We start from the raw sequence: 22878 nt of genomic DNA, 5'->3' as shown, positions 1-22878 counted from the left end.
ACGAGCCCCGCAGGAACGTTCAGGCGCGGGCGGGCGGTGGCGGGCCCGCGCGGTTCCGGCCGATTGGTTCCCCTCCGCCGGGCGGTACCGGGGCGGTTCCCGCGCCGCCTCGGGGTGTCGGCACGGTACGGGGAGAGCGGGCCCGCCGACCCCGTACGTCCCTCCGGTGGCCCCTGCCTCACGCCGCTCCCGTGACCTTCGCACGGCTGCGCAGTTGAAACCGTCATGAAGAAGCGCAGCATGCTCGCCATCGCCTCCCTGGCCACCGGTTTCGTCGTCGCGGCGATCACGCCCTCCCACTCCCTGGGCAGCGACCTGACCGACATCGACGTGGACAAGACCCTCTCCACCCTCGACAGCACCATCGCCAGCGACAGCCTGGCCGTCGACGAGAACGCCCTCGGCCAGGGCGACTGAGCCCACCTCCTGCCTCCGGGCCCGGCGCCGGCGTCCCCGCTCCAGGGGGCACCGGCGCCGCCTTGTGCGCGCCCTCAACGGGAACTGGTTTCCGTGGCAGGGTGGAGCGGGCAAGCCACAGGGGGCCAACAGAAGAGGGGGAGTCTGTGATCGTCTGGATCAACGGGCCTTTCGGTGCGGGGAAGACCACCACCGCACGGGAACTGATCGAACTGATCCCGAACAGCACGCTCTTCGACCCCGAGGTCATCGGCGGAGCGCTTCCGCACCTGCTCCCGCCCAAACACCTCGCCGAGGTCGGCGACTTCCAGGACCTGCCGATCTGGCGCCGCCTCGTGATCGACACGGCGGCCGGCCTGCTCGCCGAACTCGGCGGCACCCTGGTGGTCCCGATGACCCTGCTGCGCCAGGAGTACCGCGACGAGATCTTCGGCGGCCTGGCCGCGCGCCGGATCGCCGTACGGCATGTTCTCCTGGCCCCGGCGGAAACGATCCTGCGGGACCGTATCGCGCAACAAGAGGTCCCCGACGTCCCGGACGGCGAACTGCGCACCCGGCAGTGGTCGTACGACCACATCGAGACCTACCGCACCGCGCTCGCCGACTGGCTCGGCGCCGACGCCCACCCCGTCGACAACGGCCGGCTCACCCCGCGGCAGACGGCCGCCCGGATCGCCGAGACCCTCGCCGCGGGGACCGTGCCCGCGTGCGACATCGTGCAGACCCCCGAGCCGACGGCCGAGACGGTCGCCGCGGGCGTCCTCCTCTTCGACGAGGAGGACCGCGTCCTGCTCGTCGATCCCACCTACAAGCCCGGCTGGGAGTTCCCCGGCGGAGTCGTCGAACCCGGTGAGGCGCCCGCGCGCGCGGGCGTCCGCGAGGTCGCCGAGGAGACCGGGATCCACCTCACCGAGGTGCCCCGGCTCCTCGTCGTCGACTGGGAACCGCCCGCGCCGCCCGGCTACGGCGGTCTGCGCCTGCTCTTCGACGGCGGCCGGCTCGACGCCGAGCGGGCCGGCCGGCTGCTGCTGCCCGGCCCCGAACTACGGGCCTGGCGCTTCGTGACCGAGCAGGAGGCCGCCGACCTGCTGCCGCCGGTCCGCTACGAACGCCTGCGCTGGGCCCTGCGCGCCCGCGAACGCGGGGCCGCGCTCTACCTGGAGGCGGGAAATCCGATGCCTTGAAGGGAGACGGGAGCAGACCGGGGTCCGATGCCTTGAAGGGAGACGGGAGCAGACCGGGGTCCGATGCTTTGACAGGGGCGGGAGCAGACCGGGGCACGTGAGGGGCCGGGCCGCTGCCCCGGAACCGAGTGACCGGTTCCGGGTCCCCGAGTGGTGGGGGCGCTCAGCTTCCCGCGTAGTTGCGCAGGAACAGCGCCTCCGCCACCGAGAGCCGCTCCAGCTCCTCCGGCGACACGCTCTCGTTCACCGCGTGGATCTGCGCCTCCGGCTCACTGAGGCCGATCAGCAGGATCTCGGCGTCCGGGTACAGCGCCGCGAGGGTGTTGCACAGCGGGATGGAGCCGCCCTGACCCGCGTACTGCATCTCCTGGCCCGGGTACGCCTCCGCCATCGCCCGCGCCATCGCCTCGTACGCCGGGCTCGTCGTGTCGGCGCTGAAGGGCTGTCCCTGGCCGACCTGCTCGGTCCGCACCCGCGCGCCCCACGGCGTGTGCGCCTCGACGTGGGCCTGGAGCAGCTTGGTCGCCTCGGCCGCGTCCACGCCCGGCGGCACCCGCAGGCTGATCAGCGCGCGGGCGCTGGACTGCACGGACGGCGTGGCGCCGACCACCGGCGGGCAGTCGATCCCGAGCACCGTCACCGCCGGACGCGCCCAGATCCGGTCCGCGACCGAGCCCGAGCCGATCAGCTCCACCCCGTCCAGCACCTTGGCATCCGCACGGAACTGCGCCTCGTCGTAGGGGAGTCCGTCCCACGCGGACTCCGGCGTCAGCCCGTCCACCGTCGTCGAGCCGTCCTCCGCGCGCAGCGAGTCCAGTACGCGGATGAGGGCGCCCAGCGCGTCCGGGGCGGCGCCGCCGAACTGGCCGGAGTGCAGATTGCCCTCCAGCGTGTCGACCTGCACCCGGAGCATGGTCATCCCGCGCAGCGTCGTGGTGACCGTCGGCAGCCCGACCCGGAAGTTGCCCGCGTCGCCGATGACGATCGTGTCGGCCTCCAGCACCTCGGGGTGCGCCTCGGCGTAGCGCTCCAGACCGCCGGTGCCCATCTCCTCGGAACCTTCTGCGATCACCTTCACCCGGACCGGCACCCCGCCCGTCGCCCTGAGCGCGCGCAGCGCCAGCAGGTGCATGACCAGGCCGCCCTTGCAGTCGGCGGTGCCCCGGCCGTACCAGCGGCCGTCCCGCTCGGTCAGCTCGAACGGCGGGGTCAGCCACCCGGACTCGTCGAGCGGCGGCTGTACGTCGTAGTGGGCGTACAGCAGCACCGTCCTGGCGCCCTCCGGTCCGGGCAGGCAGCCGTACACCGACTGGGTGCCGTCGGGCGTGTCCAGCAGGGCCACGTCCTCGAACCCCTCCGCGCGCAGGGCGTCCGCGACCCAGCGGGCGGCACCCTCGCTCTCGCTCCTGGGGAACTGCTCGAAGTCCGCCACCGACTTGAACGCCACCAGTTCGGTGAGTTCCTCCTTCGCCCTCGGCATCAGCGAGGCGACGGTTTCGGCGACCGAATTCGACGACATGGGCACGCTCCTTGTAGGTGCGACGTTGTACGTGTGCGTACTTCTGTGTACGGCTGATCGTGTGAGCGTAGGCTCCGCCGGGTGCGGTGGGCGCCTACGTCGCCGATCCTCCCACAACGACCTGCGGTGACCGCCGCCGTAGGATGCGGGGGACAGCAGCGGCAGGCGGCTTGATCGGGAGCAGTAGACCATCGTGAGCAGCGAGAACTCTTCGGCGGACGACGTGCAGCAGGTGTGGGACGTCGTCGTGGTCGGCGCGGGACCGGCGGGGGCTTCGGCCGCGTACGCGGCGGCGGTCGCGGGACGACGGGTGCTCTTGCTGGAGAAAGCCGAACTGCCCCGCTACAAGACCTGCGGCGGCGGCATCATCGGGCCCTCGCGCGACTGCCTGCCACCCGGCTTCGAACTGCCTCTGCGGGACCGGGTGCAGGCGGTGACGTTCTCCCACAACGGACGCTTCGCCCGCACCCGCCGCTCCAAGCAGATGCTGTTCGGCCTCATCAACCGGCCCGAGTTCGACCAGCAGCTGGTCGAGCACGCGGAGAAGGCGGGCGCCGAACTCCGTACCGGCGTCACCGTCCAGCGCGTCGAACAGCACGGCTCGGCCGTGCCCGACCGGCGCACGGTGGCCGTCGTCCTCCAGGGCGGCGAGACGCTGCTCGCGCGGGCGGTCGTCGGCGCGGACGGCAGCGCCAGCCGGATAGGAGCCCATGTCGGGGTCAAGCTCGACCAGGTGGACCTCGGCCTGGAGGCGGAGATCCCGGTGCCGGGGACCGTCGCCGAGGACTGGCAGGGGCGGGTGCTCATCGACTGGGGCCCGATGCCCGGCAGTTACGGCTGGGTCTTCCCCAAGGGGGACACCCTGACCGTCGGCGTGATCTCGGCCCGCGGCGAGGGTGCCGCCACCAAGCGTTACCTGGAGGACTTCATCGGGCGGCTCGGGCTCGCCGGGTTCGAACCGAGCATCTCCTCCGGTCATCTGACGCGCTGCCGTGCCGACGACTCGCCGCTCTCCCGGGGCCGGGTCCTGGTGTGCGGGGACGCGGCGGGGCTGCTGGAGCCCTGGACGCGCGAGGGCATCTCGTTCGCGCTGCGGTCGGGGAGGCTCGCGGGGGAGTGGGCGGTCCGGATCGCCGAGGCGCACGACGCCGTGGACGCCCGTCGCCAGGCACTGAACTACGCCTTCGCGGTCAAGGCCGGGCTGGGTGTGGAGATGAGCGTCGGCAAGCGGCTGCTGAAGGCGTTCGAGCGGCGGCCCGGGGTGTTCCACGCCGCGCTCACCGGTTTCCGGCCCGCCTGGCGGGCGTTCATGGACATCACCCGGGGCGCCACGACGCTGGGTGAGCTGATGCGCAGCCATCCGGTGGCTCAGCGGGCCCTGTTCGCCCTTGACCGGCGGCCGGCGGCGGGCGCGGAGGCCTCGGCGGCATCGGCGGCATCGGCGGCTTCCGGTTCCGGGGACGCCTCCGGTTCGGCGGATGCTTCTGGTTCCAAGGACGGGGGCGGGGCCGCCGGGGCCTGATGCCCCGGGGTGTTCCCGGTCCTCGTCGGCGACCTCGGTTCTTGAAGGTGACCTCGGTTCGTGAAGGTGACCTTGGTTCTTGAAGGTGACCTCAGTTCGTTAAGGCGACCTCAGTTCGTGAAGATGACCTCGAAGACCGGGTGGTCCGGGGCGATGCGGCGCAGGTCGGTGTCGGGGGAGTCGGGGCCGACCCCGTTGAAGAAGACGCCGACCTCGGCCTTCCAGCGCTTGAGGTAGGCGCGCAGGAGGGGGACCTTGTCGTCGTCGGACACCTCCTGCGCGGTGAAGGGGTCCGCCTTCTTGCCCAGGTGCAGTTCGCCGCCCCCGGCGGCCCGCATGTTGTGGGTCCACTGGACGTGGCCGCGCGGTGCGACCAGGTAATGCCGGCCGTCGACGGTCAGCAGGTTCACGGGCGTGGTCCGCCACTCGCCGCTCTTACGGCCGCGGACGGCGAGGACGCGGGAGCCCCACACGCTGAGGCCGCGGCGGGTCAGCCAGGCGACGGTGCGGTTGAGGACGTTGACGGTGAACCAGCCGGGCTTCTTGACGTGTGCGGTCATCGGGTTCCCCCTGAGTTGGTGGAGCGCTGCTCTCTTTGGTGAGCGGCGCTCCTTCTTTCGAGCGGCGCTCTTGGCGCAGGCGTGAGCACCGCTCTCTTTCGTGAGCGCCGCTCTCGCTTGCTGCTCCCTCAGTGTGGACGACACCGGCACCCCAATGCAAGAGCACTGCTCTCGTTTCCGACAGGTGCTCTCGTTTCAGTGCGACGCTTCTGTATCGGAGCGTCGATCCTCAATCGGGGCGCCGATCCTTAATCAGAGCACCGCTCCCGATTGTGTGCACTGCTCTCGAATCCATGGAACAATGCCCGGCATGACGACCGCAGACGGCACGACCGGACCCGGCACGACCGGACACGGCAGCGCCCCGCAGGGCGCCAGGGCCAGGGCCAGGATCGAGGTCACCGCGGCCATCAAGGGCGAGGCGCGCAGACAGCTCGCCGACGACGGCGCCGCCAAGCTGTCATTGCGCGCCGTGGCCCGTGAACTCGGCATGGTGTCCTCCGCGCTCTACCGCTACTTCCCCAGCCGCGACGACCTGCTGACCGCCCTGATCATCGACGCCTACAACGCGGTCGGTGAGTGCGCCGAGGCCGCCCGTGACGACTTCGCCGACGCCGGCCCCGCGCGCCGCTGGGTCGCGGTCTGTGAGGGTGTGCGGCGGTGGGCGCTCGCGCATCCGCACGAGTACGCGCTGATCTACGGGTCCCCCGTCCCCGGCTACCGCGCTCCCGAGACCACGGTCCCGGCCGCCGCGCGGGTCGGGGAGGTCTTCATCGGCATCCTGCGCGACGCGCACCAGGGCCTTGGGCTCGCCAAGCCGCCCCTGCCCGCGGACCTGCGTCCCGAGGGCCGGCGCATGGCCGCCGACCTGGCCCCGGACCTTCCCCCGGAGACCGCGGTGGCTCTCGTCGCGGCCTGGTCGCAGCTGTTCGGGCTGGTCGGGTTCGAGGTGTTCGGGCAGTTCCACCGGGTGGTCGAGGACCGTGAGCGCTTCTTCCGGCACGCGGCGTCCCAACTCGCCCAGGGAGTCGGCCTGGTGTACCCGCAGACGGGTCCGGCCGACGGGGCTCGATGATGGCCGCGCGCCGAGCCCACCGGTAGGTTCTGCTCGGCGCGCGGGCGTACTTCCCCGGGAGTACGTGTGATCACCACGCGAGGGTGACGCGGCACGGCGCAGGCCGCGTCTAGCGTGGCGGGCATGGAGGAACAGCGCGCGCCCGAGGCCGGTCCGCCGCACTGGTGGCGCGGCGGGCCCCCGTGGTGGCGGAGCGGGCCCCCGTGGTGGCGGCAGGGGGCGCCACGGCGATGGCCCTGGCGCTCCACCCTGCTGGTCACGGTCCTCGTGCTCGCCGGTACGCACTTCGCCGCCGAGGAACAGACCGGGGAGCGCGTGGGCCTCGACGCCTTCGCGCGCGTGCTGCTCGTGGTGGCGGGGCTGCTGCTCCTGTGGCGACGTCGGCATCCGGTCGCCGTCGTCTTCGGTACGGCGGCCGCGGCCCTGGTCTATCTCGGCGCGGGATATCCGTACGGGCCGGTCTTCCTCATCGTCGCGATCGCCTGCTTCGGTGCGATCGTCGCCGGTCATCGCCGAGCCGCGTGGGCTGCCATGGGCGCCCTGTGGGCCGGGCACGTACTGGTCGCGCACTGGCTGTACCAGTGGCTGCCGCCGGACGGGGACTCCGCCGCCCCCTGGGGGCAGGAGGGCGTGGTCGCGGCCTGGGCGCTCGCCGTCGCTGCGGTGTCGGAACTCGCCCGTGCCCGTCGGGAGCAGTGGGAGCGGGAGCGGGCCGAGCGGGCGCAGGCCGCGCGGCGGCGGGCCGACGAGGAACGCCTGCGGATCGCCCGGGAACTCCATGACGTGCTGGCGCACAGCATCTCCGTCATCAATGTCCAGGCGGGGGTGGGACTCGCGCTGCTCGACTCCGACCCCGAGCAGGCCCGCACGGCGCTGACCACCATCAAGGCCCAGAGCAAGGAGGCACTCGGCGAGGTCCGGCAGGTGCTCGACACGCTGCGGGCGCCGGGTGACGCGCCGCGCGTGCCCGCGCCCGGACTGGACCGGCTGGCCGAGCTGGTCGACCAGGCGGCCCGGACCGGGCTGACGGTGGAGGTGCGCGGCACACCGCCACCCCTGCCGCCCGGCACCGACCTCGCTGCCTTCCGGATCGTCCAGGAGGCGCTCACCAACGTCGTGCGGCACTCAGGATCGCGGCACGCGCGGGTGCGCCTGGAGCACGATGGCGGGGCGTTCCGGATCCGGGTCGACGACGACGGTCCCGCAACCGGCGCCGACGCGGGTGGCAGCGGCAACGGCCTCGCCGGGATGCGGTAGCGGGCCGCGGCTCTCGGTGGCACCATCGAGGCGGGCGCGCGGGCCGACGGGGGCTTCCGGGTGCTCGCCGTGCTGCCGCTCACCGTGAAGGAGGACGACCGGTGATCCGCGTACTGCTCGCCGACGACCAGTCACTGGTGCGGGCCGGCTTCCGGGCGCTGCTCGACGCGCAGCCGGACATCGAGGTGGCCGGTGAGGCCGTTGACGGGGCTCAGGCGCTGCGCGCGGTGGGTGAACTGGTCCCCGACGTCGTCCTGATGGACATCCGGATGCCCGTGCTGGACGGTCTGGCCGCGACCCGGCGGATCACCGAGGACGAACGGCTCGCCGGGGTGAGGGTGGTGATGCTCACGACCTTCGAACTGGACGAGTACGTCTTCGAGGCCATCCGGTCCGGGGCGTCCGGATTCCTGGTCAAGGACACCGAGCCGGACGAACTCCTGCGCGCCGTAAGGGCCGTGGTCGACGGGGACGCGCTGCTCTCACCCGGGGTCACCCGGCGGCTGATCTCCGAGTTCGCCGCCCGTTCCAAGGAGCCCGCGGGGGCCGACGCGCTCGTCGAGCTCACCGAGCGGGAGCGGGAGGTGATGGCCCTGGTGGGCATGGGGCTGTCGAACGACGAGATCGCCCGGCGGCTCGTGGTCAGCCCGCTTACCGCCAAGACGCACGTCAGCCGCGCGATGGTGAAGCTGGGCGCCCGTGACCGGGCCCAACTCGTCGTACTCGCCTACGAGTCGGGGTTGGTGCGGCCGGGCTGGCTGGGCTGAGCCGACGGGCCGAAGCGGACCATGACGCTGATCACCCGGCCGACGAAGAGCAGCGCCGCGAACACCTTGCCGCTCAGCATCAGAGCCCCTGCCACCCGCTCCGGCAGAGTGAAGAGGAGCGCGGATCCGGCAACCGCCCCGAAGACCACCGCGGCGGCGAACAGGGCGCTGCACAGCGCGTATCCCAACTCGACCACGAACGCGTCCTGTGCGGCCTTGTCGCGTCGTCCCCCGTGCACGCTCATCCGTCCAGTCGAACAGGCGGGTGCCCGGCCGGGCAAGCGACCCCGGCCGGGCACCCTCGACGGAGGCGGCCCCGTCAGTCGCGGACCGGAACCCGGTCCGGCTCCGCCTCCAGCACGGTGGACTGGGCGACCACGACGGACCGGCGCGGGCGCCTGCCGCGCAGGCCGGTCAGGGTGATCAGCAGTCCGGCGACGGCGACGCCCGCCACCACCACGAAGCCGGGGCGGTAGCTGTCGAGGATCGCCTGCGGGGTGGGGTCGTCCGGCGCGCCGGCGGTCACCACCGCGGTCACCACGGCGAGGAAGATCGCGCCGCCGACCTGCACCGAGGTGTTGAGCAGGCCCGAGACCATGCCCTGCTCGTGGTCGTCGACGCCGTTGGTGGCCTGGATGTTGAGCGAGGGGAAGACCAGGGCGCAGGCCGCGCCGATGAGCAGCATCGACGGCAGGACGGTCGCCGCGTACACCGGGTCGAGGTCGATGCGGAGGAAGAGCGCGTACCCGACGACCATGAGGGCGAAGCCCGCCGCGATCAGGCGCTGGGTGCCGAAGCGGTCGACGATCGAGCCGACCTTCGTCGAGGAGAGCGCCACCAGCGCGCCCGCCGGGAGGAAGGCGAGTGCCGTGTGCAGCGCGGACCAGCCGAGCAGGGACTGCATGTAGAGGGTGGTCAGGAACTGGAATCCGACGTACGAGCCGAAGAAGGCGAGGGCGCCGAGCTGGGCGCGGATCTGGTTGCCCGAACGGAGCACGCCGAGCCTGATCAGGGGGCCGGGGGAGCGGCGTTCGACCAGGACGAACGCGGTCAGCAGGACGGCGACGGCGAGGAAGGACAGCAGCGTGCGGGCGGTGACCCAGCCGGTCTCGGGTGCCTGGACGACGGTGAACACCAGCAGGAGCATCGAGGCGGTGCCGAGGACGGCGCCGGGGATGTCGTACCCGTTGTGGTCCTTCTCGCGGGCGCTGCGCGGCAGCAGTTTCAGGCCCGCCACCAGCGCGATCAGGGCGATCGGCGCGGGCAGCAGCATGGTCAGCCGCCAACTGGCCTCGGTGAGCAGTCCGGACAGGACCAGGCCCATGGAGAAGCCGGTGGCGGCGCAGGTGGTGTAGATGGCCAGGGCCCGGTTGCGCAGCGGGCCCTCGGCGAAGGTCGTGGTGATGATGGACAGGCCGGCGGGGGCGGTGAAGGCCGCGCTCAGGCCCTTGATGAAGCGGCTGGCGATCAGCAGCGGGCCGGAGTCCACCAGCCCGCCGAGCAGGGAGGCGAGCGCGAAGACGCCGAGGGCGACCAGGAAGACCTGGCGTCGGCCCAGCAGGTCGGCGGCGCGTCCGCCGAGGAGCAGCAGTCCGCCGTAGCCGAGGATGTAGCCGCTGACGATCCATTGCAGGGTCGAGGTGGAGAGGCCCAGGTCCTCGCCGATGGACGGCAGGGCGACGCCGACCATCGAGACGTCCAGGGCGTCGAGGAACATCGCGGCGCAGAGCACCAGGAGGGTGCCCCACAGTCGGGGCGTCCAACGTCCTTCTGACGTCGGAGCGGTGAGCGGAGAGGTCATGGCGCAGACACTACATGCGCATGCATAGAATGCAAATGCATTTAATTCCGATGCAACAAACTCGGTTCTCTGCTACGGTGCGGCCATGGCGGCGAAGAAGGCCGAGCAGGCGCTCGTGGACCAGTGGCGGGACATCCTCAGCCTGCACGCGCGCACCCAGTGCGAGCTCGACCGCGCCCTCGGTCAACACGGCTTGTGCGGAAGCGACTTCGAGGTCCTCGACGTGCTCGCGGGCGGTGACTGCGCACAGCGCGTGCAGGAGATCGCCGAGCATGTCCACCTGAGCCAGAGCGCGCTCTCGCGGCTGATCGCCCGGCTGGAGAAGGACGGTCTCGTCGACCGCCACATGTGCCCCGAGGACCGGCGCGGAGTGAAGGTCGCGCTCACGGCGAAGGGGCGCGCGCTGCACGGAGCGGCGTTGCCGGTGCAGCGGGCGGTGCTGACGAGGATGCTCGCGGGCTGAACTCCAGGGTTCAGTCACGGCGGAACTCCAGGGTTCGGCACTCCAGGGTTCGGACACGGCGGAACTCCAGGGTTCGGCACTCCAGGGTTCGGACACGGCTGAACTCCAGGGTTGGGCCACGGGCGATCCGCATGCGGTGTCACCTGACGTGCGTGGCCGCCCCTGCCCGTACCGGCGGCCATGCGCGTCGTCGTCCGGCCTCAGACGATGCCGGACTTCTCCCGCCACAGCTCCGCCACCGAGGCGTCCCCGGTCACCTCCAGGAACGGCACCCGGTTCCACAGGGCCGGGTACAACTGCGCGACCGGCCCCGCCACCTCGCAGTCCGCCTCCCCGCCGTGCCCCCGCACCGCGGCTGGCGGTTCCTCCGACAGCCGTACGGTCCACACCGCGTCGTCCGCGTCCGTGGCCCGTACCCGCAGGACCCGGGGTTCGGTGCTGCGGACGCGGCTCTTGGCGCGGGCGTGGAAGGCGAGGAGGAGTTCGTCGATGCCGTCGGCGGCGACGGCGGGGTCGATCGCGGTGGGCGTGCCGCCGTGCGCCGACTCCGCGTCGAGACGGTGGATCGTGGTCTCGTGCGTCTGGCGCCGGGCCCAGAACGCGAGCGGCGACGGCGCGGGCAGAAAGTGCCAGCACTGGAGGTCGGGCCCGGCCGCGGTGAGCGTGTCCACCAAGGTGCGGTGTCCCGCGCGGAACCAGGCGATCAACTCGGCGCCGTCCAGCGCGGGGTGGTCCTCGAAGGGCTGGTACGCGGTGTGGGGCGTCGCCACGAACGCGGTGGCCCAGCGGTGCACGGCCCCCGTGTGCTGGAGCAGGTCCCGTACCTGCCACTGAGGGCAGGTGGGCACCTTGGCGCCGGTGCCCGCCCGTTCGGCGGCCGAGGCGAGCAACTCGCCCTCGCGGTACAGGATGTCGATGAAATCGGCGGTCTTCATGCGGCCGAGTCTGCCTGACGGAATGCCGACGTAAGAGTTTCGTCATCGGATCGGTGCTGCGGCAGGGGCGGGTGATCCGTTGGAATGGGGGCGAACGGAACTCTCGGGAATCGGGGACGGATCATGGGGCGCGTGCGGAAGTCGTGGATCGTCGGAGTGCTGGTGGTGGCGCTCGCGGGTGTCGGATTCGGGTTGTACTGGTTCCAGCCGTGGAAGCTGTGGCAGGACGAGACGGTGGACGAGGCCCTGCCCGTCGCGGTCGGCAGCGCGGCGCCCCCGACCGGTACGTCCGAGACGGGTACGTCCGAGACGGGTACGTCCGAGACGGGTACGTCCGAGACCGGCGCGCCCGCGACCGGAACGCCTGACGCGGGTCCACTGACCCTCGCGCAGGGCGACCTGATCAGCCACGAGCACGACACCTCGGGCAGCGTGAAGCTCGTCCGGTTGGCTGACGGCTCCCATGTCGTCCGCCTGGAGGACCTCGACACCAGCAACGGCCCCGACCTGCGGGTCCTGCTCACCGACGCGCCGGTGAAGGAGGGCACGGCCGGCTGGCGGGTCTTCGACGACGGGCGCCACATCAGCCTCGGCAAGCTCAAGGGCAACAAGGGAAGCCAGAACTACACCGTCCCGGCCGACCTCGATCTGACGCGGTACAGCAGCGTCAGCATCTGGTGCGACCGCTTCGACGTGTCCTTCGGCGCGGCGGAGCTGGCGCGGGCCTGAGCACCTCCCGGCGGGGCGAGGGGAAGGCGCGGGCCGACGCGCGGGCACCGGTGGGCCCGGCACCCGGTCCGTAATCCTCAGGCCGTCGACACCCGCCGAGTCGAGAAGCCGATCGCCGCCGCGACGGCGGCCAGGAGCGCGACGCTGGTCAGTGCCGTGGGCAGGGAGAACCACTCGGCCATGAAGCCGATCGCGGGCGGGCCGAGGAGCATGCCGCCGTAGCCCAGCGTGGAGGCGGTGGCGACCCCGCTCGGACCGGCGAGCGCTCCGGCGCGCTCGATGGCTACCGGGAAGAGGTTGGCGAGTCCGAGGCCCGTGACGGCGAATCCGACGAGGGTGGTCCACACGAACGGGCTGAGCGCCCCGAACAGCATCCCGACGGCCGCGGTCCCGCCGCCGAGGACGACGGTACGGGTCCGGCCGAACCGCTCCAGCAGGACCGACCCCGACAGCCGCCCGAGCGTCATGGCGAGCGCGAAACACGAGTAACCCACCGCCGCGAGCCCCGGCGACGCGTCCAGGTCCTGTTCCAGATGGAGCGCGCCCCAGTCGGCCATGGCGCCCTCGCCGTACGCCGTGCACAGGGCGATCAGGCCGAAGACGGCGACCAGGCCCCGGGTCCGCCGGTCGAGCCGCCCGGTGCCCCGCTCCGTAGGGGCCTGGACCGCCGGGGGCCGGGGAGGTTCGGTGCGCAGCAGGACACGCCCCGCGAAGAGGGTCACCAGCAGACCGATCACGGTGAGCCCGAGCAGATGCCGGGTGGGGGAGACGCTGCCCGCGACCAGTCCGCCGAGCCCCGCGCCGACCATCCCGCCCAGGCTGAACGCGGCATGGAAGCTGGGCATGATCGGCCGGCCCAGCGCGGTGACGAGGTCGACGGCGGCGCTGTTGAAGGCGACGTTGATCCCGCCGTAAGCGGCGCCGAAGAGCAGCAGCACCGCGGTGAGGGCCGGCACGGAGTGGGTGAGCGGGGGCAGTGCGACGCTCAGCGAGAGCAGAACCGCGCAGACGACGGTGACCGGGTGGCTGCCGTAGCGGCGGCACAGGCGACCGGTGAGCGTCATGGTGACGACCGCGCCCGCCGAGACGCCGAGCAGGGCGAGTCCCAGGGTGCCGGCCGAGGCGTCGACCTGCTCCTTGATCGCGGGGATGCGGACCACCCAGCCGGCGAAGACGAAGCCGTCGAGCGCGAAGAAGACGGTGAGGGCGATCCGGAGGCGGCTGAGGTCGGTGGCGGTGCCCGGCACAACGCTGTGCGAGCTGGGTTTGTTTATTTGCGGCACAAACTCAGGTTAAGGAGGGGGCGGGGTGAGGGCAAGGGCGGTCCGGGAGACGAGGCTCACGGTCCGGCGAGGGCGGGACGGAGGCTCACGGTCCGGCGAGGGCGGGGCGCACGTCGTGGGGAGCGCTCGTACGTGAGTGTCATGGCGTACCCCTGCGTACCTGCGGGCAGGAACATGCTCGGTGCCTCGGCACCGAGCAGGGAAAGGGGGCCTCGAACATGGCCACGCCACTCAATGCCGGCCCGCTGGTCGCCGCACTGCGCGCGGAGGGCTGCGCCGTCCGCGAGGTCAGCGGCTGGCGCACCAACAACCGTAACCATGTGGGCCCTTGGGGGCCCGTGCACGGTGTGATGGTCCACCACACCGTCACCGGCCCCGGGGACGACGTGGTCGGGCTGATCTTCCACGGGCACAGCGCCCTGCCGGGCCCGCTGGCCACCGGCTGCATCACCAAGGACGGCACCGTCCACCTCACCGGCAACGGCCGCGCCAACCACGCCGGGGGCGGTGACCCCGATGTACTCGCCGCCGTGATCAACGAGTCCTACGGCGCCCACCCGCCGCCCACGAACGAGCACGAGGGCAGCGCCGGCGCGGTCGACGGCAACGCCCGGTTCTACGGCTGGGAGTGCGAGAACGAGGGCGACGGGAACGACCCGTGGCCCCGCGTCCAGTACGTCGCCATGGTGAAGGCGACCGCGGGGATCTGCCGTGCGCACGGCTGGAGCGCGAAGAGTGCCATCGGCCACCTGGAGTGGTCGGACTGGAAGCCGGACCCGCGAGGCTTCGACATGAAGGACTTCCGCAGCGACCTCGCCGCATGCCTGCGCCTTCCGGCCGGGGTGTGGGAAGGAGACGAGCCCATGCCCCAGTACGTGAACCTCGGTATCGCCGACCCCTACGAACTCGCGCCCGGCGTCTGGGACTCGATCGAGCTCACCGCCGAGTGGACGGACGAGACCGGCGACCACGCTACGGGCGGCAGTGTGTTCGCCCGTGGCCCCGCCCGCTTCACGGGCTCGATCAGCCTGCGGATCGACGGCCTGCCCGCCGACGGGGTCGTCCAGGTCCGCATGTCCGAGTTCGAGGGCGCCGAGCACCGCGCGGACCATCCGATCCACGAGATCTCCGCCACGAACGGGGACACCTTCGCGATCCTGCCCCTCACCAAGCGGCTGCGCTCGGGCCGCAGCATGCGGGTACGGCTGCTGAACCAGGCCGATGTGCCGGTCACGGTGGCGAGCGTGGTGCTCACCGTGCTGGTGTGGAAGGAGAGTTGACCTGGACGGTCCCGGTCCGGATCGATCCTGCGGCGCCCGCTGCCGAGCGGGCGCCGGCGGTCACACCTCCGGCGCCGGCCGCAACTCCTCGTACCCGCCCGCGCGCAGGCGCTCCTTCGCGGCCGCCACGCGGGAGCCGTACTCCGGCATGAAGAGGTCCGGCAGCGTGGTGTCCAGCGTGCCCGAGATCGTGTGGATCGGGGACCAGACGGCGGGGTCGGGCACGATCCCGGCCAAGTCGTCGGACTGGAAGACGACTTCGTAGAGCCAGTCCGACAGTACGAGGGCCTGGTCCCTGCTCAGTCTGATCGTGATCGCGTCGTCGTCCATGGTCTCCGTCCCTGAGGCGTGCCGCCGTGCGTGCCGCGGGCGGGAGTTCGCATGGTAGACGGCGCCGAGGCCGGGGCCGTGTCCATTGACGGGCCCGCGCGTCGAGCGTTGACGGGCCCGCGCGTCGAGCGTTAACGGGCCCGCGCGTCGACCGTCCAGCCGGCGGCGACGAAGCGGACCTCGGGGCCGTGCACGAAGGGTTCGAAGGCGGCGCGGACCGTCTCGACTAGCCGGGGCCGGACCTCCTCGGGCACGTCCGGCATGAACTGGCCCAGCGGACCGAGCCGGGTGAAGTAGCGGACGAGATCCGCCGTGGGCAGGGAACAGGGCGCGTCGAACGGCACGATGTCGGCCTCGGCCCACCCGCTCCGCGTGAGCACGTTCCGGACCCTGTCCGGGTCCGCGAAGGCGAACTGGCCCGGTCCGTCCGGGCTGCGGGCGGGCAGGTCGGGAAGGAGCGGTGCCGCGGCGCGCTCGGCCGTGGTCATGAAGGGGTTGTCCTCGGCGCCGCGCCACACCACGCACCGGAGCCGGGCGCCGTCCTCGGCCGCGCGCCGCAGATTGGCGAAGGCGCGGACGGGGTCGTCGAAGAACATCACGCCGAACCGGGAGACGATCGTGTCGAAGGTGCCGGGCTCGAAGGCGTGCGCCTGGGCGTCGGCCCGCAGGAAGGACGCCGGCACGCCCTCCCGCTCGGCACGCTCCCGCGCGGCGGCGATCATCGGCTCCGAGATGTCCACGCCGAGGCAGCGGCCCTCCGTGCCGAGGCGCTGGGCCACCGCCACCGTGGTGCCGCCGGTGCCGCAGCCGACATCGAGGACCCGGCCCCCGTGTCCGGCGGGCACCGCCGCCAGGACCGGCTCCTCCATGGGCCCGAGCAGCCGGTCGAGCAGGGTCTGCTCCTCGACCCAGACGTTCCCGGCCCGTCCGTTCCAGCGGGCCGACTGCTCGTTCTCGGTTCCGTGCGTCATGCTCACCATCGTCTCCCGTTCTTGCCGTCGCCGTGCGGGGATGACAGCGTGCTACTTCAAGCCGACTTGAAGTCAACCCGATCCCGGTACGGCCGATCCCGGTACGGCCGATCCCAGTACGGCCGATGTCAGTGCGCCCGATCCCGGGACGCCCGGTCCGAGGGCAACGAGACGCGAGGTCACCCCATGACGGATCTGGACATCTCCGAGGTGGCCCGCCGTGCCGGGCTGCCCGCCTCCACCCTGCGGTACTACGAGGAGAGGGGGCTGATCGCCCCCACCGGCAGGCGCGGCCTGCGCCGCCAGTACGACCCCGGGGTGCTCCAGCGGCTGGCGCTGATCGCCCTCGGCCGCACCGCCGGGTTCTCGCTCGACGAGATCGCCCGCATGTTCGCCCCGGACGGGCGGCCGGACCTCGACCGCGGAATGCTCACCGCGAAGGCGGACGAACTGGAGGCGAGGATCAGGGAACTGGGCGTCCTGCGCGACTCCCTGCGGCACGCCGCCGCCTGTCCGGCACCCAGCCACCTGGAGTGCCCCACCTTCCGCCGCCTCCTCCGGGCGGCCGGGGCGGGCGCGTCCCGCGGGAGGACCGGCACCTAGGGCTGCCCCAGGGCGTGTTTCGAAAGTCCCGCCTGCCCCGCGACGCCTGGCACGCACTCCCCCAGAGGGGGACCCCCAGCCGCGTTGCCGAAACGCCCGAATAGCTCCGCTATGAGGGCGCTCCGGCGCCTTGCGATCGCACGCTCCCCCGGTCTCGGCTGCGCTCGACCGGGAGGTACCCCCACGACGCCGCGGGGCCCGCCCTCCGGGCGGACGACGGGACTTTCGAAACACGCCCTGGTCCCGCGAGCGCCGCCGCGTTCCCCTATCAGGTCATGTGTCCCGGACTCTTGACTCGGAATCAGCCAGTCGTCATCCTCGACCCACAGATTGGGCTGGTCATGACAATTTCGTCATGCCGTTCCAGGAGGGTGGCCCATGGCTCGACTCCCGTACCGCAGGCGCAAGGACGTCACCGTCGCGTCGCTGCTCCTCCTGGTGCTGGCCCTGCTGCTCGGCCCCGCGCCGAGCTCCGCGGCCGGCACCGACTGGTGGCTGCCGACCGCGCGGCCCGCGCCCGACTCCCAGATCAACGTCACCGGCGAGCCGTTCACCGGCACCAACGCCCAGGGCGAGGTGCGCGGCTTCGCCGACCTGCACAACCACCTCTTCTCCAACGAGGCGTTCGGCGGCCGGCTGATCTGCGGCAAGACCTTCTCCGAAGCCGGTGTCGCGGACGCCCTGAAGGACTGTCCCGAGCACTACCCGGACGGCTCGCTCGCGATCTTCGACTTCATCACCAACGGCGGTGACGGCAAGCACGATCCGGCCGGCTGGCCCACCTTCAAGGACTGGCCCGCCCACGACTCGCTGACGCACCAGCAGAACTACTACGCCTGGATCGAGCGCGCCTGGCGCGGCGGCCAGCGCGTCATGGTCAACGACCTCGTCACCAACGGCGTGATCTGCTCGGTCTACTTCTTCAAGGACCGCTCCTGCGACGAGATGACCTCCATCCGCCTCCAGGCGAAGCTGAGTTACGACCTCCAGGCGTACATCGACAAGATGTACGGCGGCACCGGAAAGGGCTGGTTCCGGATCGTCACCGACAGTGCGCAGGCCCGTCAGGTGATCGAGCAGGGCAAACTGGCGGTCATCTTGGGCGTGGAGACCTCCGAGCCCTTCGGGTGCAAGCAGGTCCTCGACATCGCGCAGTGCGACAAGGAGGACATCGACAAGGGGCTCGACGAACTCCACGCGCTGGGCGTGCGCAGCATGTTCCTGTGCCACAAGTTCGACAACGCGCTCTGCGGGGTCCGCTTCGACTCCGGGACGCTCGGCACCGCCATCAACGTCGGCCAGTTCCTGTCCACCGGCACGTTCTGGAAGACGGAACAGTGCACCGGACCGCAGGCCGACAACCCGATCGGCAACGCCACGGCCGCCGAGGCGGAGTCGGAGCTCCCGGCCGGCGTCGACGTCCCCTCGTACAGCGCCGGCGCGCAGTGCAACGTGCGGGGGCTCACCGAACTCGGTGAGTACGCCGTGCGCGGCATGATGAAACGCAAGATGATGCTGGAGATCGACCACATGAGCGTCAAGGCCACCGGCCGGGCGCTCGACATCTTCGAGGCCGAGTCCTACCCGGGCGTGCTCTCCTCGCACAGCTGGATGGACATGGACTGGACCGAGCGGGTCTACGGTCTGGGCGGCTTCATCGCCCAGTACATGCACGGCTCCGAGGGCTTCGTCGCCGAGGCCGCCCGCACCGAGTCGCTGCGCGACAAGTACGACCGGGGCTACGCCTACGGCACCGACATGAACGGTGTCGGAGGCTGGCCGGGACCGCGCGGAGCGGACGCGCCGAACAAGGTCACGTACCCCTTCACCAGTGTCGACGGCGGTTCCGTCATCGACCGGCAGACCACCGGACAGCGCACCTGGGACCTCAACACCGACGGCGCCGCGCACTACGGTCTGGTGCCGGACTGGATCGAGGACATGCGCAAGGTCGGCGGGCAGTCCGTCGTCGACGACCTCTTCCGCGGCGCCGAGTCCTACCTGGACACCTGGGGTGCCTCGGAGCGGCACCAGTCCTCGGTGAACCTCGCCAAGAGCGCTCCGGCGACGGCGAGTTCGTCGGAGTGGTCGCTGTTCACCAGCTACGCGCCCGGCCGGGCCGTGGACGGTGACACCGGCACCCGGTGGGCCAGCGACTGGAGCGACGACCAGTGGCTGCGGATCGACCTGGGCGCCACCCACCGCGTCGGCAGGGTCACCCTCGACTGGGAGCGCGCCTACGCCAAGTCGTACCGGATCGAACTCTCCACCGACGGCGTGAGCTGGCGGACCGCCTGGTCCACCGCCGCCGGGGACGGCGGGCTCGACACGGCACGGTTCGACGGCACTCCGGCACGCTATGTTCGCGTCCTCGGGCTGGAACGCGGTACCCCATGGGGGTACTCGCTGCACGAGGTGAGCGTCCACAGCAACTGAGGCCCGGTACACGAGCACGAGGGACACGCACATGGCACGCAGGCCGTCGGCGGAACGGCGTCAGCAGCTGACGGAAGCGGCGATCAGGGCGATGGCCCGGGACGGCGTCGCCAGGACGACGACCCGGTCCATCGCCGCCGAGGCCGGCGTGTCCCTCAGCGTGTTCCACTACTGCTTCGACTCCAAGCAGGCCCTGGTCGAGTCCGTCATCACCACCATCACCGACCACTACGTCACCCTGGTGAAGGACGCCCTGCGCCCCAGGGCCACACTCCAGGAGACCGTACGGGCCGGTCTCCAGGCGTACTGGGACCATGTGCGCGCCCACCCGGACGAGCACATGCTCACCTACGAACTCACCCAGTACGCCCTGCGTCAGCCCGGGTTCGAGCATCTGGCCCGACGCCAGCACGAGTTGTACCGCGACACCTACGCCGAGCTGATCGAGGGGCTGAGCCCCACCATGGAACTCCGACTCCGGGTGCCCGTACCGGTGTTGGCGCGCTATCTGGCGGCGATGACGGACGGGCTGACCCTCAACTACCTGGTGCTGGGCGACGAGGACGCCTGGGCGGGGGTCCTGGACACGGTCACCGCCCACATGGCGAGCCTGGTGGCCCCGCCGGACTCATGACGGGTCGCGGTCCGCGACCCACCGCAGCATGAGAGCCTCGCGCTCCTCGCGCCCGGGGTTGGCGTCACCGTCGCGGTCGCGGCGCCAGGTGAGCAGCTCACCGAGGTCGGAGCGGCCGTCGACGAGCCGGTTCAGCAGGGTGCGGGACAGCTCGTACTCCACCGGACCGTAGATCCCCCCGGCGATCGCCGTGTGCGCGCTCACCTCGACCGGGCCGTCCGCGGTGGTGATCCGTACGGTGAACGCGGGCGGCTGGTCTCCGAAGCCGGTCAGCGCGGTGGCCACCGCGTCGAAGGTCTGCGAGGCCCAACGGCGGACCGGAGGGCGGACGGCCACGTCGGCGACCTCGATCCGCTCCACCTCCTCCCAGCCCCAGCGGGTGCCGTGCCCGGCCCCCAGGGCTTCCACCCCGTCCTTGGACAGGCGCACCCCGGATGCCGTCCCCGCCGGCTCGGCACCCACGTACACCGAGTCCTCGGTGATCCAGAACAGGCCGACCATGGCCATGCGTTCCTCCTCGCGTTCGTCTCGGTCACTGAGACGGTGAGCGGGCGCGGCCGGTTGCCCGGACCGGCGCCGGGGCTACGCCGCGAGCCGCTCGGCGAGGTTCTGGCCCTTGGTGCCGGCGGCCTGGAGCGCCTGCTCCCGGGAGGACTCGAAGAGCGGGATCAGGGAGGCCATGGCCGGGTTGTGCGGGGCCATGGTCAGCTCCGGGACGATGAAGTCGAGGTCGAGCGCCAGCATGTCGGCCAGGGTCGCCCGCAGATAGGTCTGCACGTACTCGTACTCCTCCTTCGGGGTGCCCGGGGCGTAGGAGCCGCCGCGGCTGGCCACGACGGTGACCGGGGTGCCCTTGGCGGACGGGGTCTCGCCGGCCGTGCGCCCGAAGAGGATCACGTTGTCCAGCCACGCCTTGAGGGTGGACGGGATCGTCAGGTTGTACATCGGCGCGCCGATCAGGACGGCGTCGGCCCGCTCCAGTTCCTCGATCAGCCGCAGCCGCTCGGCGAAGGCGGCCGTCTGCTCCGGGGTGTGCGTGGCCGGATCGGCGAATCCGGCGGTGTGGGCGTCCGCACCGAGGTGCGGCACGGGCTCCGCGGAGAGGTCCCGGTAGAGCACGGTGCCCTGCGGGTGCCGCTCCTGCCAGGCGGCCCGGAACGCCGCGGTCACGGCGCGCGAGGAGGAGGCGGCACCGGGGAAGAGCGAGGAGTCGATGTGCAGAAGGGTGGCCATGAAGGTACTCCAAAGAGTGAGCTGCTTGAACTTCGTACTCAACTATAGATAGCACATGGACTTACTTTTTTTCACCCGCTAGGGGCGGCGCAGTACTCTGGGGGCATGGCGGTCGAGGAGATGCACGAAGCGTCGGCATGCAAGCAGGTGGACGCCGGGATCACCCGCGTCTTCCAGCTGCTCGGGAAGCGGTGGACCGGCCAGATCGTGGCCGTGCTGGTGGGGCAGCCCGCCCACTTCACCGAGCTGCGCCGGGCGATCCCGGGCATCAGCGAGCGCATGCTCTCGGACCGGCTGACCGAGCTGGGGGCCGCCGGGCTCGTGGTGCGCGAGGTCGACGAGGGGCCGCCGCTGAGGGTCTCGTACCGGCTCACCGAGGCCGGGGCCGCGCTGGAGCCCGCGCTGAACGAACTCGCCCAGTGGGCCGAGCGGCACCTGCCGGAGCCCTGCGCGGAGAAGTTCTCGTGCTGACACGGCACACTGGAGAACGGAAGGTCCTCTACCCGAACCCCCGGCCGGACGGGCCGGTCGCCCCGAACATGCCGTTCCTTTACGACCGCCGGTCTTGACAGTCTGCGTGCGGTTTCGCCACGTTTGATCCTTGTCGGACTGCTCCGATCCCGGTCGTGCAGCCGGCACCACAGGTGGCTGACGCGGACCGCGCGTCGCCGGGGGAACTGGGGGGAGCGGTCACTCATGCGATCCACGGCGGGCACCGACACAGGCATCACCGTCCACAGACCCGGCGAGCTGAGCGCCTCGCTGCGCGCGGCCTGGCACCGGGCCATGGACGAGTCGCCCGAGTACGCCAACCCGTTCCTCGCGCCGGAGTTCGCCGTCGGCGTCGGACGGCACCGGAGCGGAGTGCAGATCGGCGTCCTGCACGAACGCGGCGAGCCGGTGGGCTTCCTGCCCTACGAACGCAACCTGCTCGGTGTCGGCCGGGCCATCGGGCTCGGCCTCTCCGACCGCCAGGCCCTGGTGCACCGGCCGGGAGTCATCTGGGACACCGAGGAACTGCTGCGCGGCTGCGGACTGGCCAGCTTCGAGTTCGACCATCTCGTCGAGGAGCAGAAGCCCTTCGGCCGCTACGTCACCGGGATGTTCGCCTCCCCGGTCATCGACCTGGAGCCGGGCGACGGCGACTACCCGGGCTGGCTGCGCGCCACCTACCCCGGCCAGGCCAAGACCACGCTGAAGAAGGAACGCCGGCTGGCGCGCGACATCGGCGAGGTGCGGTTCGTCTTCGACGAGCGGGACCCCCGGCTCCTGCACCGGCTGATGCGGTGGAAGTCCGCCCAGTACCGCAGGACCGGCCGCATGGACCGGTTCGCCCGGCCCTGGATCGTCGATCTGGTGGACCATCTGTTCCAACTGCGCGAGGAGCACTTCACCGGGGTGCTCTCCGTGCTCTACGCCGGTGACCGTCCCGTCGCGGCCCACTTCGGGCCGCGGTCGAACACCGTCCTCGCCGCCTGGTTCACCGCCTACGACCCCGAGTTCCACTACTACTCGCCCGGCCTGATGATGCATCTGCGCACCGCGGAGGCGGCGGCCCGGCACGGGGTGCGGCTGATCGACCTCGGACGGGGCGACAAGGAGTACAAGGACTGGCTGAAGACGCGCGAGCTGCGGGTGGGGGAGGGGTTCGCGACCCGGCCGCATCCCGTCGCGGCCGCACACCGCATATGGCGCCGGCCCGTGCGGGGCCTGCGCAACACCGTCCTCGCCCACCCCCGGCTGCGGGAACCGGCCGACCGGCTGCTGCGGACCGTCGGCTCCCTGCGCTCCGGGCACCGGGCCGAGCCCGGCGGCGACCGGCAGCGCGCGCACTGAGGCACCGCCGCCCGTCCCGGCGGACCGGGACGGGCGGCCGTCC

23 protein-coding genes and 1 pseudogene are annotated in these 22878 nt (G+C 71.7%); 14 read left to right on the top strand and 10 right to left on the bottom strand.

All coding sequences use genetic code 11. From position 1 onward, the window contains the following. Positions 1-225: 225 nt before the first annotated feature. Both AB0E07_RS35865 and AB0E07_RS35860 read left to right on the top strand, forming a co-directional pair. Complete coding sequence (locus tag AB0E07_RS35865; RefSeq protein ID WP_362261449.1) at positions 226-417, top strand: hypothetical protein; 192 nt, start codon at positions 226-228, stop codon at positions 415-417. Between the two features lie 146 nt (positions 418-563). Beyond that, entirely contained in the window at positions 564-1601 is a 1038-nt protein-coding gene (locus tag AB0E07_RS35860) for an NUDIX domain-containing protein (RefSeq protein WP_362261447.1), read from the top strand. Positions 1602-1764: 163 nt separating this feature from the next. On the opposite strand, the gene AB0E07_RS35855 is transcribed toward AB0E07_RS35860, so the two are convergent. Then, on the bottom strand, positions 1765-3120 hold the full coding sequence (locus tag AB0E07_RS35855) for a dipeptidase (protein ID WP_362261445.1): 1356 nt from the start codon (positions 3118-3120) through the stop codon (positions 1765-1767). A 193-nt stretch (positions 3121-3313) separates the two neighbouring features. Here AB0E07_RS35855 and AB0E07_RS35850 point away from each other — a divergent pair, with 193 nt between their 5' ends. After that, positions 3314-4642 (top strand): geranylgeranyl reductase family protein, encoded by a 1329-nt coding sequence (locus tag AB0E07_RS35850; RefSeq protein WP_362261443.1) that lies wholly within the window; start codon positions 3314-3316, stop codon positions 4640-4642. Positions 4643-4752: 110 nt separating this feature from the next. On the opposite strand, the gene AB0E07_RS35845 is transcribed toward AB0E07_RS35850, so the two are convergent. After that, the gene (locus AB0E07_RS35845; protein ID WP_362261441.1) at positions 4753-5202 is read right to left on the bottom strand and encodes a nitroreductase family deazaflavin-dependent oxidoreductase; all 450 of its coding nucleotides are present in this window, start codon (positions 5200-5202) and stop codon (positions 4753-4755) included. 310 nt (positions 5203-5512) lie between these two features. Here AB0E07_RS35845 and AB0E07_RS35840 point away from each other — a divergent pair, with 310 nt between their 5' ends. The 3 genes and pseudogenes from AB0E07_RS35840 to AB0E07_RS35830 all read left to right on the top strand — a co-directional run bounded on the left by AB0E07_RS35840 (position 5513) and on the right by AB0E07_RS35830 (position 8301). Further along, positions 5513-6277, top strand: coding sequence for a TetR/AcrR family transcriptional regulator (locus tag AB0E07_RS35840; RefSeq protein WP_362261439.1), 765 nt, complete (start codon positions 5513-5515; stop codon positions 6275-6277). 123 nt (positions 6278-6400) lie between these two features. Continuing rightward, a pseudogene (locus tag AB0E07_RS35835) lies at positions 6401-7639 on the top strand (sensor histidine kinase). Further along, on the top strand, positions 7636-8301 hold the full coding sequence (locus AB0E07_RS35830) for a response regulator transcription factor (protein WP_362261437.1): 666 nt from the start codon (positions 7636-7638) through the stop codon (positions 8299-8301). The pseudogene AB0E07_RS35835 and the gene AB0E07_RS35830 overlap by 4 nt, the downstream one beginning before the upstream one ends. On the opposite strand, the gene AB0E07_RS35825 is transcribed toward AB0E07_RS35830, so the two are convergent. Beyond that, positions 8262-8546: a DUF6332 family protein gene (locus AB0E07_RS35825; protein WP_362261435.1), complete on the bottom strand. Its 285-nt coding sequence runs from the start codon at positions 8544-8546 to the stop codon at positions 8262-8264. The two genes, AB0E07_RS35830 and AB0E07_RS35825, sit on opposite strands and share 40 nt — an antisense overlap. A 74-nt stretch (positions 8547-8620) precedes the next feature. Further along, positions 8621-10102: an MFS transporter gene (locus AB0E07_RS35820; RefSeq protein ID WP_362261433.1), complete on the bottom strand. Its 1482-nt coding sequence runs from the start codon at positions 10100-10102 to the stop codon at positions 8621-8623. Positions 10103-10187: 85 nt separating this feature from the next. Between AB0E07_RS35820 and AB0E07_RS35815 the strand changes: the two genes are divergently transcribed. Next, a complete protein-coding gene (locus AB0E07_RS35815; RefSeq protein WP_362261431.1) occupies positions 10188-10565 on the top strand; it encodes a MarR family transcriptional regulator in 378 nt (125 codons plus the stop codon). Between the two features lie 200 nt (positions 10566-10765). On the opposite strand, the gene AB0E07_RS35810 is transcribed toward AB0E07_RS35815, so the two are convergent. Next, a complete protein-coding gene (locus tag AB0E07_RS35810) occupies positions 10766-11500 on the bottom strand; it encodes a maleylpyruvate isomerase family mycothiol-dependent enzyme (protein WP_362261429.1) in 735 nt (244 codons plus the stop codon). Positions 11501-11623: 123 nt separating this feature from the next. Between AB0E07_RS35810 and AB0E07_RS35805 the strand changes: the two genes are divergently transcribed. Next, positions 11624-12229, top strand: a complete 606-nt coding sequence (locus AB0E07_RS35805; RefSeq protein ID WP_362261427.1) for a DM13 domain-containing protein — start codon at positions 11624-11626, stop codon at positions 12227-12229. Positions 12230-12306: 77 nt separating this feature from the next. Here AB0E07_RS35805 and AB0E07_RS35800 read toward each other — a convergent pair whose 3' ends face one another. After that, complete coding sequence (locus AB0E07_RS35800; RefSeq protein WP_362261514.1) at positions 12307-13476, bottom strand: MFS transporter; 1170 nt, start codon at positions 13474-13476, stop codon at positions 12307-12309. A 254-nt stretch (positions 13477-13730) separates the two neighbouring features. On the opposite strand from AB0E07_RS35800, the gene AB0E07_RS35795 reads away from it, so the two are divergent. After that, complete coding sequence (locus AB0E07_RS35795) at positions 13731-14792, top strand: N-acetylmuramoyl-L-alanine amidase (RefSeq protein ID WP_362261425.1); 1062 nt, start codon at positions 13731-13733, stop codon at positions 14790-14792. Between the two features lie 60 nt (positions 14793-14852). Here the strand turns inward: AB0E07_RS35795 and AB0E07_RS35790 are convergent, their stop codons facing one another. Next, positions 14853-15122 (bottom strand): hypothetical protein, encoded by a 270-nt coding sequence (locus AB0E07_RS35790; protein ID WP_362261423.1) that lies wholly within the window; start codon positions 15120-15122, stop codon positions 14853-14855. Between the two features lie 131 nt (positions 15123-15253). Beyond that, the gene (locus AB0E07_RS35785; protein WP_362261421.1) at positions 15254-16093 is read right to left on the bottom strand and encodes a class I SAM-dependent methyltransferase; all 840 of its coding nucleotides are present in this window, start codon (positions 16091-16093) and stop codon (positions 15254-15256) included. Between the two features lie 186 nt (positions 16094-16279). Between AB0E07_RS35785 and AB0E07_RS35780 the strand changes: the two genes are divergently transcribed. The 3 genes from AB0E07_RS35780 to AB0E07_RS35770 all read left to right on the top strand — a co-directional run bounded on the left by AB0E07_RS35780 (position 16280) and on the right by AB0E07_RS35770 (position 19766). Further along, the gene (locus AB0E07_RS35780) at positions 16280-16696 is read left to right on the top strand and encodes a helix-turn-helix domain-containing protein (protein WP_362261419.1); all 417 of its coding nucleotides are present in this window, start codon (positions 16280-16282) and stop codon (positions 16694-16696) included. Between the two features lie 378 nt (positions 16697-17074). Next, positions 17075-19132, top strand: a complete 2058-nt coding sequence (locus AB0E07_RS35775) for a discoidin domain-containing protein (RefSeq protein ID WP_362261417.1) — start codon at positions 17075-17077, stop codon at positions 19130-19132. A gap of 31 nt (positions 19133-19163) precedes the next feature. Next, positions 19164-19766 carry a TetR/AcrR family transcriptional regulator gene (locus tag AB0E07_RS35770; RefSeq protein ID WP_362261415.1) on the top strand — a complete coding sequence of 201 codons (603 nt, stop codon included), beginning with the start codon at positions 19164-19166 and terminating at the stop codon, positions 19764-19766. Here AB0E07_RS35770 and AB0E07_RS35765 read toward each other — a convergent pair. Together AB0E07_RS35765 and AB0E07_RS35760 are read right to left on the bottom strand one after the other, a co-directional pair. Beyond that, positions 19761-20273, bottom strand: a complete 513-nt coding sequence (locus tag AB0E07_RS35765; RefSeq protein ID WP_362261413.1) for a hypothetical protein — start codon at positions 20271-20273, stop codon at positions 19761-19763. The genes AB0E07_RS35770 and AB0E07_RS35765 overlap by 6 nt on opposite strands. A 75-nt stretch (positions 20274-20348) precedes the next feature. Further along, positions 20349-20999, bottom strand: coding sequence for an NAD(P)H-dependent oxidoreductase (locus AB0E07_RS35760; RefSeq protein WP_362261411.1), 651 nt, complete (start codon positions 20997-20999; stop codon positions 20349-20351). Between the two features lie 105 nt (positions 21000-21104). Between AB0E07_RS35760 and AB0E07_RS35755 the strand changes: the two genes are divergently transcribed. Together AB0E07_RS35755 and AB0E07_RS35750 are read left to right on the top strand one after the other, a co-directional pair. Continuing rightward, positions 21105-21470: a helix-turn-helix domain-containing protein gene (locus AB0E07_RS35755; protein ID WP_362261409.1), complete on the top strand. Its 366-nt coding sequence runs from the start codon at positions 21105-21107 to the stop codon at positions 21468-21470. A 225-nt stretch (positions 21471-21695) separates the two neighbouring features. Next, complete coding sequence (locus tag AB0E07_RS35750) at positions 21696-22835, top strand: GNAT family N-acetyltransferase (protein WP_362261407.1); 1140 nt, start codon at positions 21696-21698, stop codon at positions 22833-22835. The last annotated feature ends 43 nt before the right edge of the window (positions 22836-22878 follow it).

Origin of the sequence: Streptomyces sp. NPDC048002 (assembly GCF_040653275.1) — a bacterium.
In the GTDB taxonomy this organism is placed as follows: domain Bacteria; phylum Actinomycetota; class Actinomycetes; order Streptomycetales; family Streptomycetaceae; genus Streptomyces.
The sequence above is the reverse complement of the archived record's forward strand: the minus strand, read 5'-3'. Positions and strand labels throughout refer to the sequence as shown.

Coding starts and splice junctions, on each gene's coding strand:
- AB0E07_RS35765 (WP_362261413.1), bottom strand. CDS start 20,273: ATGGCCATGGTCGGCCTGTTCTGGATCACCGAGGACTCGGTGTACGTG.
- AB0E07_RS35780 (WP_362261419.1), top strand. CDS start 16,280: ATGACGGATCTGGACATCTCCGAGGTGGCCCGCCGTGCCGGGCTGCCC.
- AB0E07_RS35825 (WP_362261435.1), bottom strand. CDS start 8,546: ATGAGCGTGCACGGGGGACGACGCGACAAGGCCGCACAGGACGCGTTC.
- AB0E07_RS35785 (WP_362261421.1), bottom strand. CDS start 16,093: ATGACGCACGGAACCGAGAACGAGCAGTCGGCCCGCTGGAACGGACGG.
- AB0E07_RS35790 (WP_362261423.1), bottom strand. CDS start 15,122: ATGGACGACGACGCGATCACGATCAGACTGAGCAGGGACCAGGCCCTC.
- AB0E07_RS35770 (WP_362261415.1), top strand. CDS start 19,164: ATGGCACGCAGGCCGTCGGCGGAACGGCGTCAGCAGCTGACGGAAGCG.
- AB0E07_RS35755 (WP_362261409.1), top strand. CDS start 21,105: ATGGCGGTCGAGGAGATGCACGAAGCGTCGGCATGCAAGCAGGTGGAC.
- AB0E07_RS35855 (WP_362261445.1), bottom strand. CDS start 3,120: ATGTCGTCGAATTCGGTCGCCGAAACCGTCGCCTCGCTGATGCCGAGG.
- AB0E07_RS35815 (WP_362261431.1), top strand. CDS start 10,188: ATGGCGGCGAAGAAGGCCGAGCAGGCGCTCGTGGACCAGTGGCGGGAC.
- AB0E07_RS35750 (WP_362261407.1), top strand. CDS start 21,696: ATGCGATCCACGGCGGGCACCGACACAGGCATCACCGTCCACAGACCC.
- AB0E07_RS35820 (WP_362261433.1), bottom strand. CDS start 10,102: ATGACCTCTCCGCTCACCGCTCCGACGTCAGAAGGACGTTGGACGCCC.
- AB0E07_RS35840 (WP_362261439.1), top strand. CDS start 5,513: ATGACGACCGCAGACGGCACGACCGGACCCGGCACGACCGGACACGGC.
- AB0E07_RS35775 (WP_362261417.1), top strand. CDS start 17,075: ATGGCTCGACTCCCGTACCGCAGGCGCAAGGACGTCACCGTCGCGTCG.
- AB0E07_RS35865 (WP_362261449.1), top strand. CDS start 226: ATGAAGAAGCGCAGCATGCTCGCCATCGCCTCCCTGGCCACCGGTTTC.
- AB0E07_RS35810 (WP_362261429.1), bottom strand. CDS start 11,500: ATGAAGACCGCCGATTTCATCGACATCCTGTACCGCGAGGGCGAGTTG.
- AB0E07_RS35805 (WP_362261427.1), top strand. CDS start 11,624: ATGGGGCGCGTGCGGAAGTCGTGGATCGTCGGAGTGCTGGTGGTGGCG.
- AB0E07_RS35845 (WP_362261441.1), bottom strand. CDS start 5,202: ATGACCGCACACGTCAAGAAGCCCGGCTGGTTCACCGTCAACGTCCTC.
- AB0E07_RS35795 (WP_362261425.1), top strand. CDS start 13,731: ATGGCCACGCCACTCAATGCCGGCCCGCTGGTCGCCGCACTGCGCGCG.
- AB0E07_RS35760 (WP_362261411.1), bottom strand. CDS start 20,999: ATGGCCACCCTTCTGCACATCGACTCCTCGCTCTTCCCCGGTGCCGCC.